The 13,112-nt window shown below is 60.8% G+C and carries 13 protein-coding genes; 12 read left to right on the top strand and 1 reads right to left on the bottom strand.

Going from position 1 to position 13,112, the window contains the following annotated elements; all coding sequences use genetic code 11:
• Positions 1 to 221: 221 nt before the first annotated feature.
• Complete coding sequence (locus tag RO009_03580; GenBank protein ID MDT3684108.1) at positions 222 to 2,642, bottom strand: transketolase; 2,421 nt, start codon at positions 2,640 to 2,642, stop codon at positions 222 to 224.
• A gap of 127 nt (positions 2,643 to 2,769) precedes the next feature.
• Here RO009_03580 and RO009_03575 point away from each other — a divergent pair, with 127 nt between their 5' ends.
• The 12 genes from RO009_03575 to RO009_03520 all read left to right on the top strand — a co-directional run bounded on the left by RO009_03575 (position 2,770) and on the right by RO009_03520 (position 13,104).
• A complete protein-coding gene (locus tag RO009_03575; GenBank protein ID MDT3684107.1) occupies positions 2,770 to 3,249 on the top strand; it encodes an Lrp/AsnC family transcriptional regulator in 480 nt (159 codons plus the stop codon).
• Between the two features lie 337 nt (positions 3,250 to 3,586).
• Positions 3,587 to 4,759 carry a branched-chain amino acid ABC transporter substrate-binding protein gene (locus tag RO009_03570; GenBank protein ID MDT3684106.1) on the top strand — a complete coding sequence of 391 codons (1,173 nt, stop codon included), beginning with the start codon at positions 3,587 to 3,589 and terminating at the stop codon, positions 4,757 to 4,759.
• 76 nt (positions 4,760 to 4,835) lie between these two features.
• On the top strand, positions 4,836 to 5,756 hold the full coding sequence (locus RO009_03565; protein MDT3684105.1) for a branched-chain amino acid ABC transporter permease: 921 nt from the start codon (positions 4,836 to 4,838) through the stop codon (positions 5,754 to 5,756).
• Entirely contained in the window at positions 5,743 to 6,918 is a 1,176-nt protein-coding gene (locus RO009_03560; GenBank protein MDT3684104.1) for a branched-chain amino acid ABC transporter permease, read from the top strand. The genes RO009_03565 and RO009_03560 overlap by 14 nt, the downstream gene beginning before the upstream one ends.
• Positions 6,915 to 7,688: an ABC transporter ATP-binding protein gene (locus RO009_03555; GenBank protein ID MDT3684103.1), complete on the top strand. Its 774-nt coding sequence runs from the start codon at positions 6,915 to 6,917 to the stop codon at positions 7,686 to 7,688. Before RO009_03560 ends, RO009_03555 begins: the two co-directional genes overlap by 4 nt.
• Positions 7,688 to 8,398: an ABC transporter ATP-binding protein gene (locus tag RO009_03550; protein MDT3684102.1), complete on the top strand. Its 711-nt coding sequence runs from the start codon at positions 7,688 to 7,690 to the stop codon at positions 8,396 to 8,398. Before RO009_03555 ends, RO009_03550 begins: the two co-directional genes overlap by 1 nt.
• Before the next feature lie 3 nt (positions 8,399 to 8,401).
• The gene (locus RO009_03545) at positions 8,402 to 9,517 is read left to right on the top strand and encodes a M20 family metallopeptidase (protein ID MDT3684101.1); all 1,116 of its coding nucleotides are present in this window, start codon (positions 8,402 to 8,404) and stop codon (positions 9,515 to 9,517) included.
• 254 nt (positions 9,518 to 9,771) lie between these two features.
• On the top strand, positions 9,772 to 10,014 hold the full coding sequence (locus RO009_03540; GenBank protein ID MDT3684100.1) for a DUF1150 family protein: 243 nt from the start codon (positions 9,772 to 9,774) through the stop codon (positions 10,012 to 10,014).
• Positions 10,015 to 10,202: 188 nt separating this feature from the next.
• Positions 10,203 to 10,421: a hypothetical protein gene (locus tag RO009_03535; GenBank protein MDT3684099.1), complete on the top strand. Its 219-nt coding sequence runs from the start codon at positions 10,203 to 10,205 to the stop codon at positions 10,419 to 10,421.
• Positions 10,422 to 10,488: 67 nt separating this feature from the next.
• The gene (locus tag RO009_03530; GenBank protein ID MDT3684098.1) at positions 10,489 to 10,962 is read left to right on the top strand and encodes a hypothetical protein; all 474 of its coding nucleotides are present in this window, start codon (positions 10,489 to 10,491) and stop codon (positions 10,960 to 10,962) included.
• Between the two features lie 214 nt (positions 10,963 to 11,176).
• Positions 11,177 to 11,695 (top strand): hypothetical protein, encoded by a 519-nt coding sequence (locus tag RO009_03525; GenBank protein ID MDT3684097.1) that lies wholly within the window; start codon positions 11,177 to 11,179, stop codon positions 11,693 to 11,695.
• A gap of 41 nt (positions 11,696 to 11,736) precedes the next feature.
• Positions 11,737 to 13,104 (top strand): AMP-binding protein, encoded by a 1,368-nt coding sequence (locus RO009_03520; GenBank protein ID MDT3684096.1) that lies wholly within the window; start codon positions 11,737 to 11,739, stop codon positions 13,102 to 13,104.
• Positions 13,105 to 13,112 lie beyond the last annotated feature (8 nt).

Below are 13,112 nucleotides of genomic sequence, written 5' to 3'. Positions count from 1 at the left end.
CTATCGTGTCGCGGATGTGCTCTCCAAGAGGGACATACCTTTTGTATTCGTGACTGGATATGGCCCGGAGAGCATTAGTTCCCGTTTCAGGCATATTCCGGTCATTCAGAAACCGATCGAGCGAGAAAAAATAGAAAGAATGTTTATCCGCCGCGTCAACGATGACGTCACAAGTGCCAAATCCGCGTAGGAAATGCGGCCATCCGAGCGCGCTTGGACGGCTATATGGCTGACCGCAACGGCCGCAGATGGCGAATTGGGGCGCCGGGCGCGATCTGCTGCGCCGCCGCCACGATCGCATTCGCATCAATGCCGTAATGCCGGTAGAGGTCAGCGATCGAACCAGTCTGGCCGAAATGTTCAACGCCGAGCGCGCGAACGCGATGGCCGCAGACCGCGCCCAGCCAGGCGAGAGTCGCCGGATGTCCGTCGAGGACAGTCACCAGGCCGCAATGGTCCGGCACGCTCATCAACAGACGTTCGATGTGAGAACGCGCGTGCGCAAGCCCGCGCTCGCGCGCCCGCTGCGCCGCCATCCAGCCTGCATTGAGACGGTCGGCCGACGTAACGGCCAGAAGACCGACATCGCGCCGGTCCTCGCTCATAAGCCCCACAGCCTGGATCGCCTCGGGCGCAACTGCGCCGGTAAAAGCCACGACGACCTGGCAATTGGGGCCGGGCTCGCGCAACCAGTAGGCGCCATCGACGATGCCCTGCTGTAGTTCCGGTGTCATCGTCCGGCGGATTTGTTCGATCGGTCGGGTGGACAGCCGCAGATAAACCGAGCCGCCGGTCGCGTCGCGCAGCCAGTTGCGCTCCGACGCGGCGCCGTCGCCATCCCTCTGGATGTAGTCGAGAGAGAAGCGAAGAATTTCCGCAAGCTCGTCGACATAGGCCGGCTCGAATGCAGCAAGCCCGTCTTGCGCCATGCCGATCAGCGGCTGCGCGATCGATTGATGGGCGCCTCCCTCCGGCGCCAGCGTAATACCCGAAGGCGTTGCCACGACAATGAAACGCGCATCCTGATAGCAGGCGTAGTTCAGCGCATCGAGGCCGCGCGCAATGAACGGATCATAGAGCGTTCCGATCGGCAGCAGGCGCTCGCCGTTGATCGTGTGCGACAGCCCGAGCGCGGACAGAAGGATGAACAAATTCATCTCGGCGATGCCGAGCTCGATATGCTGACCTTTGGGTGAGAACTCCCAGTTGAAGGTGGAGGGGATGCGCTCGTTCCTGAAGGTGTCGGGCATCCGCTCATGCGCGAACAGGCCGCGCCGGTTCACCCATGGGCCGAGATTGGTCGAGACCGTGACGTCCGGCGAGGCGGTCACGATGCGCTCGGCAAGCACGGTCTTCTCGCGCGCCAGCTCATTGAGTAGCGCTCCGAATCCGGTTTGTGTCGACATCTCCGGCGAGATCGTCACCTTGAGTTGATCCGGCACCTCGATCCGCGGTGCGGTGAGGCGGCGAGGGCCTTTTTGCGCGAACGGCACGGCGTCAAGGAAGGCCTGGATTTGCGAATGGTCCGTCTGCAAGCCTTCGAACCCGTCCCATTCATGACCCGGCCGAATATTCATCGCCGCGCGAAAGCTTTCCATCTGCGCGGGCGTCATCAGCCCGGCGTGATTGTCCTTGTGACCGGCGAAGGGCAGGCCAAAGCCTTTCACGGTGTAACAGATGAAGCAGGTGGGCCGGTCGTGGTCGATTCTGTCAAAAGCATTGAGCAGGGCCGGCAGATCATGGCCTCCGAGATTGTTCATCAGGCAGGCTAGCTGCTCATCGGAGCGCGACTCGATCAGCGTCGTCACGTCACCCTGATCTCCGATGTCGTCGAGCAGACGCTTGCGCCAGGCCGCGCCGCCCTGAAACACCAGCGCCGAGTAAAGCTGATTGGGACACGTGTCGATCCAGCGTCGCAGCGCTTCGCCGCCGGGCTCACGGAATGCGGCTTCCTGCAATGAACCGTATTTTACGATCGTCACATCCCAGCCGAAATTCCTGAAGAGCTGTTCGTAACGCTCCCACAATCCCTCGCGCACCACGGCGTCGAGACTCTGACGGTTGTAGTCGATGATCCACCAGCAATTGCGCAGCCCCTGCTTCCAGCCCTCAAGCAACGCTTCAAAGATATTGCCTTCGTCGAGTTCGGCGTCGCCGACCAGTGCGATCATCCGCCCTTCAGGGCGATCCATCCCCCAGCCGTGGGCGCGTATGTAATCCTGCACCAGCGATGAAAAGAGCGTCTGCGCACCGCCGAGCCCGACCGAACCGGTGGAGAAATCCACGTCATCCGTATCCTTGGTGCGCGAAGGATAGCTTTGCGCACCCTTGTAGCCGCGAAAGTTCTCCAGTGCCTCGCGTGTCTGCCGGCCGAGCAGATACTGGATCGCATGATAGATCGGCGAGGCATGCGGCTTCACCGCGACGCGGTCCTGCGCCCGCAGAACATGGAAATAGAGCGCTGTGAGGATTGTTGCCACCGAGGCGGAGGAAGCCTGGTGACCGCCGACCTTCAGGCCGTCCGTGTTCTCGCGCAGATGATTGGCGTTGTGGATCATCCAGCTGGCGAGCCAAAGCACCTTGCGTTCGAGCTCGCCGAGAATGCGCAGTTGTTCGTGGGATGCTTTTTGCTGACGGCCCATGGCGTTCGCTCGCTTTGCCAAGCGCCGCATTATGCGCCTGACAATATGGCAGAACCTGCCAAAATCAGCTATCTTTCCATGGAAAATTGGCGAATCCTGCCAAGGTGAGCCACGAATTAGGTGAAAGATGTCAACTCCAAATCTGGATGCGCTCGACCGGAAAATCCTCGAAAGTCTGCAGGCCGACGGGCGTATCAGCGTTGCCGACCTCGCGGCCAAGGTGGGACTTTCGCCGTCCCCTTGCCTGCGGCGGGTGCGTAACCTGGAAAAAGCGGGCGTGATTTCGCGGTACGTCGCGCTGCTGGATCAGCGCGCGGTTGGACTGCCCGTCAGCGTCTTCGTTTCGATCAAGCTGGAAAAGCAGAAACAGGAATCGCTCGACCGGTTCGAGAAGGCGATCCAGCGCTGGCCGGAAATTCTGGAATGCTATCTGATGACTGGCTCGCGCGACTATTGGCTGCGTGTCGTCGTCCCGGATCTGGACGCCTACGAGCGCTTTGTGAAGCAGAAACTGACACGTATCGAGGGCATTGCGTCGATCGAATCGAGCTTTGCACTGCAACAGGTCAAATACAGCAACGTTTTGCCGATCACTGCGTCACCGTGACCATGAAAAACGGTCTCGGACAGGTGTGACGGCACAGCCGAGGGCAGGCACGCATTGTCAACCGAAAATGTCAAAATTGCCCGCCGGCGGCGGTCTGCGAGCAGAACATTCCTCCGACTGGCTGACCGGAGGCGATTCTGCCGGCGCAATTGGCATTGCGATTGCAACTTGGCATTGCGATTGCAGGAGCATGTGGTGCTCTCATCCTTTGGAGGGCATTCGCACAGGCGACCTGTAATTACCTACTTGCCGCAGGCGTCGCGAAGCGCAACCATGTCTACTGTCAGCGTGAGGGATGGCGCTCGATGGGGCATCACGACTAGGGGAGTAACAAATAATGAGGACTGCGAGCAAATGGGCGGCTACCGGCATTGCAGCCGTGCTTCTCAGCATGGCCTGGGCGGATGCCGAGGCGAAGGACAAGGTCAAGGTCGGCTTCATCGGACCGCTGACCGGCGGCGTCTCCGTCAACGGTATCGGCGGCCGCAACTCCGCCGATCTGGCGGTGAAGCTGCGCAACGCCGATCCGAAGTCCAAATATGAATACGAACTGGTCGTGCTCGACGACGAGTGCAAGCCGAACGTGGCGGTGCAGGTTGCGACCAAGATGGCGGCCGACAGGGAGATCATCGCCGGCGCTACGCATTATTGTTCGGCGGCGGCGATTGCCACCGTCGACGTCTATCACAAGTTCGGTTTTCCGGTGATCGTCTGGGGCGCGGTGCTGCCCGATATCACCTATCGCAACAAGTACGCGGAAATTCATCGCGTCAACGGCACGATGATCAACCAGAACGACGCCAATGCGGAGTTGATCTCGAAGCTCGGCTACAAGACCGTGGCCGTCATCCATGACACCACCGACTACGGCAAGGGCCATAACGAGTATTTCAGCAAGGCGCTCGCCAAGATCGGCAAGGCGAAGATCGTCGGTACCTTCGGCGTCACCGCCGATCAGCAGGATTTCGCCACCGAACTGACCAAGATAAAGGCACTCAATCCCGACGTGATCTACTTCGGCGGGCTGACGCCAATCGGCGTGCGCATCCGTTCGCAGATGGACAAGCTCGGCATCAAGGCCCTGTTCGACGGTACCTCCGGCATTGTGTCCGATGCCTTTATTCAGGGGCTTGGCCCGCTGGCCGAAGGCTCGCTCGCCTTCCGTGAAGGCGCGCCGGTCGAGAAATTGCCGGGCGGCAAGTTCTTCATGGAGAAATACGCCGCCCAGAAATACGACAATCCGCCGGAGGCCTACGGCCCCTTCGCGTTTGCGGCGATGGACATGATCCTCGACACGATTGAGAAAGTCGGACCTGACCGGAAGAAGTTTATTGCCGAGCTCGCCAAGGTCAAGGATCGCGATTCAATCGTCGGCAAGATCACGTTCGACGATCACGGGCAGAATACCGTGCCGGTAATCACCAAATATGTGGTTCAGGACGGCAAATTCGTCGAGTGGGACGACAGCGAATATGCCAGTGGCAAGCGCAAGCTGCCGGGGCAAAAATAGCATTGTGCAGTAGGGGCCGCCCGCCAAGCGCGCGGCCCCTGTTTCACGCTGATCTCACCTCGGACCAATACACATCATGGACGCTGGTTTGCTTGCCCAGTACGTCATGAACGGGCTGATGCTCGGCATGATGTATGCTCTGGTTGCGGTCGGTTTCACGCTGTTCTTCGGCGTACTTGACATCATCAAGTTTTCGCATGGCGACGTGCTTACGGTCGGGGCCTTCACGGCGCTGGCGGTCTTTGCGGGTCTCAATCTACTCGGCCTGAAGTCGCATTGGATCACGCTCATCGTCATTTTGGTGATCGCGATTCTGACGATGGCGCTGCTCGGGATGCTGATCGCGCGCTATCTCGTGATGCCGCTGCGTTCGGCCCCGGCGCTTAATACGCTGCTGATCACCTTGATGCTCGGTACGGTGCTGCGTGAAAGCGTGCGACTGTTCTATCCGCAGGGAGCCAATCCGAAGCCGTTTCCCGCGTTGCTGCCGCGCGGTTCGGTCGATATCGGCGGATTCAATTTGCGACTCGACAATGTACTCATGCTCGGGGCGGGCGTGCTTGTGATAGTCGGGCTTCAATTCCTGCTCAATCGCACCAAGCTTGGCCTCGCAATCCGTGCGGTCGCACAGGATGAGGAAACCGCCCGCACCATGGGGATTAATTTCACGGCCATCGTTCTCGTCACTTTCGCCATCGGATCGGGCCTCGCGGCCTATGCCGGCGTGATGAACGGGCTCTATTACAGCGAGATCAATTTCGGGATCGGACTTTATCTCGGTGTGGTCGGCTTCTCCGCCGCGATCATCGGCGGTCTCGGCAGCATCTATGGCGCCATCCTGGGCGGCTTCCTCTTTGCCGCACTGCAGATCATCGGCACGGTATTGCTGCCATTCGCCAGCGCCTACAAGGATGTTTTCGCCTTCGCCATTGTCATTGCCATCATGGCCTGGCGGCCGACCGGCCTGATCCAGGAAAAGATCAGTGAGCGGGTTTGACGCAATGGGGAGGAAAGACAGGAAGGCCGCAGGGATGTGGCCGGGGGTCGCCGGAGTCGCCATTGCCGCCGCTTATCTCGCCGTCCTGCTGGCGGCGGAAAAGCAGAGCATGATCATTTCACTGCTGGCGGCCGGAGTCATCGTTGTCATCGGCGCCGGCTGGCTTGGCTTGCTCGATCGGGTCAGCCGCTCCTTTGCCGATCACGAGAACGCCATGGGCGGCGTCGCGATCGTGGCGGCGCTGGCTCTCGCCGGCTTCTTTCGCGAGGATCACTTCGTCCTTCTGTTGATCATCACCGTGCTGCTCTACACGGTGGCGACGCTGGGGCTGAATATCCAGTTCGGATATGCCGGCGTGCTGAATTTCGCCGGTGCCTCGTTTTTCGGCATCGGCGCCTACACGTCGGCGGTGCTCAACAACACAGCGATGCCGCATTTGCTCGTGCTGCTGATCGGCGGCCTGCTGGCCGCTCTGATCGGCTCCCTGCTGTTGCTGCCGGTCTTGCGCACGCGCGGCCATTACGCCGCGGTGGTGACCATCGCCTTTGCGCTGCTGTTGAAGACGTTTCTTGAGGTCAACGACGTCCTCGGCGGTCCGCAGGGCATGCAGGTGAAGGGCATGTCGCTGTTCGGCTGGTCGTTCAACGACAATGTCGAGATCGGCAACATCACCCTGTCGTTCTACATGAATTACTTCGTGCTCAGCCTCGCCTTGCTGGCGGTAGCATTCGTGCTGGTGCGGCGGCTGGAACGCTCTTGGATCGGCCTCAATCTGGATGCCTTGCGGCTGGACGAGACCGCCGCTAGCTGTTTCGGCCTCAATGTCACGCGCTGGAAGATCACCGCCTTCCTGATCGGCAATTTTCTGATCGGCATCGCCGGCGCGCTGTTCGGCATGGTCGGCGGCTTCGTCGCCCCGAACAACTACACCTTCGCCGACTCGCTGATCCTCGTGTCCATCCTCTTGCTCGGCGGGATCGGCAACCCCTGGGGCCTTGTGGTTGCGACCTTCATCGTTGTCGTGGTGCCCGAAAAGCTGCAGACGATTCAGGAATACCGCTTCCTGCTCTACGCGCTGATGGTCATCGGCGTGCTGCTGTTCCGGCCGGAAGGCCTGCTGCCGCGGCCGGTCCGCCGCTATTTCCCGGGATGGCGCCCATGACCGCCTTGCTCGAAGCGCGCGGCTTGGTGCGGCGATTCGGCGGCGTGGTGGCGCTCGATAATCTCGACCTCGTTGTGCAGCCGAACGAGATCCTCGGGCTCATCGGCCCGAACGGGTCCGGCAAGACGACGTTCTTCAACGTCGCCACCGGCATCTACAGCGCCAATGCAGGCTCGATCACCTTCGATGGCGCCGACATCACCAACGCGGCGCCGCGCGCGGTCTATCAGTCCGGCATTTCCCGCACCTTCCAGCGGTCCCGCCTGTCGCTGCCGTTGTCGATCTTCGACAACATCATGATCGGCAATCACAAGCGCCTCAATCAGGGACTCTGGTTCAATCTCGTCCGGCGCGGCGATTTCAAGCGCGAATTCGAGGAGAACTATCATGCCGCCCGGCTGCTGATGGAGGTCTTCGAGCCGCAGCTGGCCGATCGCATGTTCGAGCCGGTCGCCGGCCTGCCGATGATCGACCGCCGGCGCATCGAGATCTGCCGTGCGCTCATCAGCGCGCCGAAGCTGCTGCTGCTGGATGAGCCGTCCGCAGGCATGACGCATGACGAGACCGCCGAACTGATGGACGACATTCTGCTGGTGCGCGAACGCAACAAGAATTTGACCATCGTGATCGTTGAGCATGAAATGGGTGTGATCGAGCGCATCACCGATCGTTGCGTTGTCCTCAATTTCGGCCGCAAGATTGCCGAAGGTCCCTACCGCGAGGTCGCTGCAGACCGGCAGGTCCAGGAAGCCTATCTCGGGGTGGCATGATGACGGCAATCCTCGAACTCGACAGCGTCACGACAGCCTACGACAAGGCCGACGTGCTGCAGGGGGTGTCGCTCACCGTTCGACAGGGCAGCATCACTTGCCTGCTCGGCTCGAACGGCTCAGGCAAAACGACGCTGGTGCGCTCGATTCTCGGGCTCACGCCCGCGCGCGCGGGCCGGATCGTGTTCAATGGCGTCGATATTACCCGCCTGTCGACGCACAAGATCATCGCGACCGGCATTGCCTGTATCCCGGAAGGCCGCAAGGTCTTCCCCAAGCTGACGGTCGAGGAGAATTTGCGCGTCGGCGCCTATCAGGAGCCTTCCGACAGGCTCATGCGCGCCCGCATGGCCGAGATATTCGAGATATTTCCGCGCCTGGCCGAGCGGCGCGACCAGCTTGCGGGAACGATGTCGGGCGGCGAGCAAGCCATGGTTTCGATCGGGCGGGGGCTGATGTGCGCGCCCAAGCTTCTTCTGATCGACGAGCCCTCGCTGGGCTTGTCGCCGCTATTCGTGAAGGAAAACTTCAATATTATCCAGCAGATCAACGAGCGCGGCATCACCGTGCTGCTTGTCGAGCAAAATGTGCATCAGACGCTGGCCATTTCCCACTTCGGCTTTGTATTGTCGAAAGGCCGCGTTGCCACCAGCGGCACGCCATCAGAACTCGCGGCCCGCGAAGAAGTGCGGGCGGCCTATTTCGGGTAGATCATGTTGTCATCCGTCACGCTGACGCAGGAACTCGTTCGCTTCAACACCATCAATCCGCCGGGCGCGGAACGTCCCTGTGCGGAGCATCTCGCGGCGCTGCTGGAAGCTGCCGGTTTCGGGGTCAAGCTACTTTCCTTCGGCGAGGGAAGGGCGCAACTGATCGCGCGCATCGGCGGCCGGGCGGACCGCCTGCCGCTCGCCTTCACCGGCCATCTCGACACCGTGCCGCTTGGCGCGCAGCCCTGGTCGGTTGATCCTTTCGCCGGCGAGATCGCAGACGGCAGGCTCTATGGCCGCGGCTCCTCCGACATGAAGAGCGGTGTCGCCGCCTTCGTCACCACCTGCATCGCACTCGCCGATAGGCTGGCGGCAAGTCCCGGCGTTCTGCTTGTGATCACCGCCGGCGAAGAGACAGGGTGTGAAGGCGCGGCAGCGATTCCCGCCGCCGATATCGGCAAGGCCGGAGCCTTCATCGTGGCGGAGCCGACCGGCAACAAGCCGCTGGTTGGACACAAGGGCGCGCTCTGGCTCGAAGCGGAAACGAGGGGTGTCACCGCGCACGGATCGATGCCTGACAAGGGCGTCAACGCTGTCTACAAGGCCGCACGTGCGGTGACGGCGCTGGAGGGATTTGATTTCAACGTAGCGCGCCACGATGTGCTCGGCGGTCCAACGCTCAATGTCGGCACCGTTCACGGAGGCATCAACGTCAATTCGGTGCCGGACCGCGCGGCGATCGGCATCGATATCCGCACGATCCCGGGGCAAAGCCACGCGAAGCTGCGCGAGCAACTCGCGAGTTATCTGGGAACGGAGGTGACGTTCAAGCCGCTACTCGATGCACAAGGTGTCTGGACCAATCCTGACGATACCTGGATCAGGGATGTGTTTCGCACCGCGCGGGACATAACGGGTTTCGACGGCAGGCTGGGAAGTGCGCCGTATTTCACCGATGCGTCGGTGCTGACGCCCATGTTGGGGGCGCCGCCGACCGTGATCCTCGGCCCCGGTGAACTGGCGCTGGCGCATCAGACGGATGAATATTGTCTCGTATCCAATATTGAACAGGCGACCGAGCTTTATTCGCGACTGGCGCGGGACTGGTGCGGCATTTAGCTAGTGCGCGGTTGCGTTCGATCGAAACAGCCTTCTGACTATGGCCGTCACGTCGAGGCTCGCCGCTGACGCGGCTCGCACCTTAGGATGACGGATACGCTCTCAGTCCATTCAGATAAGAACCAAAAAGTTTCAGCAAAATCGTGTCATCTCCTTTCGATCTGCCTGCAATGTAATCCGGCTCACATTCGGCTGGCTGGGCAAGGATTAGTTTTCGAATGCCGATGATCCCACATCGGCCTTCGGAGGACGTCATGCGGCCAGGCCTTTCTGATCCGGAATTTGCAACCTTTGGCAAGGGTCGGCTTGCTTACATCAGGCGCATTCCTTCGGAACGGGTCGCATTTCTCTGCGCCGAAGCGCCGATGTTGCCGCCGGGCTACGTCGTCTTCGTGCTGCATTCGGCCGACGGCCGGCCGGTCCTGGTAACCGGCAGCAGGGAATCCGCCGTGGCGAATGCCGCCGACAGCCATCTGGACGCGATGTACATCACCTGAAAATCGATCGCGCGACAGCGAACCGGCGTCCCGCCGCCTTCCAATTCAACCTGTTTTGCTTGCGCCGTCGTAATGCCGCGCATGATCGGCGTGTGACCCCGCTTACAGTCATCCTGCATGATCTGCGCCTAGCCTTCCTCCTGCGACGCCCTTTCGAGGGCGTCGCCAACAGAGGAGGAACGATCATGATGTCCAAAGCCAGTGTGGCTATTGCGCTCATCGTTCTTATGGGTTCGACGCAATTGTCGGCGGGCAAAGAGCTCGATACCGACATGTGTTGCCCGCATCCAGGCGGAGCACACAGGCGTGCGCTCCACGCGCAGGATATGCGCTGGGAGACGCATGGGATCAGGCCCCTACCGACGGGCGAGCGGCATGTGATCGAACGTAACTGGGAGATCGACTGACTGAACGGGCCGGTTTCTGCGGAGCCGGCCCGCTTTTTTGGCGCTCCCGATCAGGAGAGCGAGTGTCATGACCGACTGCACCTTACATCCACATCCGAACACATCAGTGAGCTTCCACGCCGAACTGGCCGCATTCGCCATCGAGCTGCGCAAGCTCTTCCAGCCTTACCGGCCCGAACTGCACTATATGCGCGGTCCCGGTCCGAAATGGCAGGCCAAGCACGACCTGCCAACGCGTAAGCCGGCCGCACGAACGCCAATCTGGAATGTGGACCAGATCACATACATCCTCGGCGCGCCGCGGCATCGTCCATGCGCTGATGTCACCCTTGGCATCGCCAACAGAGGAGGAATGAACATGTTGAACATTCGAGCCGCCATCGTCGCCATCGCCGCCGTCACGGTCGCGCTGTTTGCTTTCTCCGCCAATGCGCATGAATACAGGGCGCAGGGCGGCGGCGGCATCAGCCAGGCCAATCAGTGGGATGTCACCAAGGCTGCCCCCTTCGCACGCGACGAGAACGACCGGTTTACCCCGTAAGGCCTGGGAGCGCGGGACAACCGATCGGTTGTCCAAATGCCGGCGGATCATTATTCGCCGGCATTTCCATTGGCTGGCGCGGCGTCCGCATCGCAGGTTTCCGCTATGGACGGACACCGTCTTTGGTGAGAAGATGCACGATAAGACTTCATTCAGGGACAGCCTTCGATTTCGACATCTTGTTTGTGACTGATCGAGTTAAACGGAGCCGATCATGAGCGAGCAGCACGACCGAGGCGCGGCGGGTGACGCCGATCTACTGAAGCGAATTCAATCCCTGGAGAAAGAACTCCGGGTGCTGAAGCGATCTGCCGAGAGGCCGAAGGCGACATCGTTCAGCGGCGCCTTTGCCATGCCGCCCCCGCCGGCGCCCACCACGCTGCCCGCAGCCGCGCCGATGATGCTGGCCTGGATGCTATCGTGGCTTTTCTCGACGCCGCAATCCAGCCCGAACATGCTGGAATCGATGGCGCGCTTCGCCGCGACGCGCGGAGACTTCTGGCACCATTCATTCGAGGCGCTCGCCGCCATGGCGCACCAGGCGGCGCATGTAAGCAAGTCCGGCGGGCTTTCGGGCTTGCAGGTCAGTCCGGAAGACAAGCTCAAGGTCAAGGCGGTTCTCGAAGAGCGGGAATTTCCATCGCACGTCATCGATTCTGTATTGCATGCCATGAACGCGCTGGACGCGCTGCAGTCCTACCGGGACGCGGCCATGGGGGAGCGCCACACCTGATCGGAAGCAATGGATTTGTATTATTGATGTGATCACGTGCCATGTCGTCTCATTGGGTGTTCAAACGTCTGGCAGGCTTTGGCGACAGGCCGGCGCTGATTTGGCAGGGTCGGACATTCAGCTATCGAATCCTTTGCGAGAAAGCCGTCCAACAACTTGACGCGCTGAAAGGCGCCGGCATCGGTGCCGGCCAGGTTTTGGCCATGTCCGGCGATTATTCGCCGAACACCTGCGCTCTCTTCATCGCGGCGATTGTCAACAGAAACATCATTGTGCCGCTGACGGCGGCGACCTCCGACGCTCACGGTAGATTCAAAGAGATCGCGCAAGTCTCCGCTCAGGTTGAGTTTGATGAGCAGGACCAGCCGCGCCTTGCGACGCTGCACAGGCGAGAGACTGCGCATCCCTTGTTGCGGCAGATCGCAGCCAATGAGGCCGCAGGCCTGATCCTGTTCACCTCCGGTTCGACCGGCGCCGGCAAGGCGGTGCTGCTTGACCTCGACAGGCTGCTGACACGATTCAAGCAGCCACGTCCGGCTTTGCGAACGCTGGTATTTCTCCAGCTCGATCACATCGGTGGCATCAACACCATGCTGCACGTGTTGTGCAACGGTGGAACGCTGGTCACCGCGCACGGCCGAACCGTCGATGCGGTTTGCGCCGCGATCGATGCGGAAGGCGTCGAGCTTCTCCCCACGACGCCGACCTTTCTCAGGATGATGCTGATTGCGGATGCCGCACGCCGTTACAGCCTGCGTTCGCTCACCATGGTGACGTACGGCACCGAGCCGATGCCGGATTCCACGCTCGCGGCCGTGCGGCAGGCCATGCCGTGGGTGCGTTTGAAGCAGACCTATGGTCTTTCGGAACTGGGAATTCTGCCAAGCCGTTCGGAGACGACGGACTCGACCTGGATCAGACTAGGGTCCGATGGTTTCAATGTCCGGGTGGTCGATGGCGTGCTTTGGATCAAATCGCCGACAGCGATGCTCGGCTACCTGAACGCCCCGTCCCCGTTCATCGAGGACGGCTGGTTCAATACGCAGGATGCGGTCGAGATCAGGGGGGATTATCTGCGCATTCTCGGCCGCAAGACCGAGTTTATCAATGTCGGCGGAGAGAAAGTGCATCCGGCTGAAGTCGAGAACGTCCTGCTGACAATGAGCAATATCCGCGACGCAACGGTGTTCGGCCGGCCGAATCCGATGACCGGGCAGGTGGTCTGTGCGCGTGTCACGCTGCAAAGGCACGAAGATGCCGGCATCCTCAAGCAGCGGCTGCGCGCTTTCTGCAAGGATCGCCTGCAGCCTTACAAGATTCCGGTCGCGGTGGAAGTGACCGGCGAAGATCAGCATTCGTATCGATTTAAGAAATTGCGCAGTTCTGCGGGGCTTTCATTGCGTTCTTAGTGGTGAAA

This window comes from Pseudorhodoplanes sp. (assembly GCA_032027085.1).
GTDB lineage: Bacteria > Pseudomonadota > Alphaproteobacteria > Rhizobiales > Xanthobacteraceae > Pseudorhodoplanes.
Note: the sequence above shows the minus strand (reverse complement) of the source record. Positions and strands in the feature narration are given on the sequence as shown.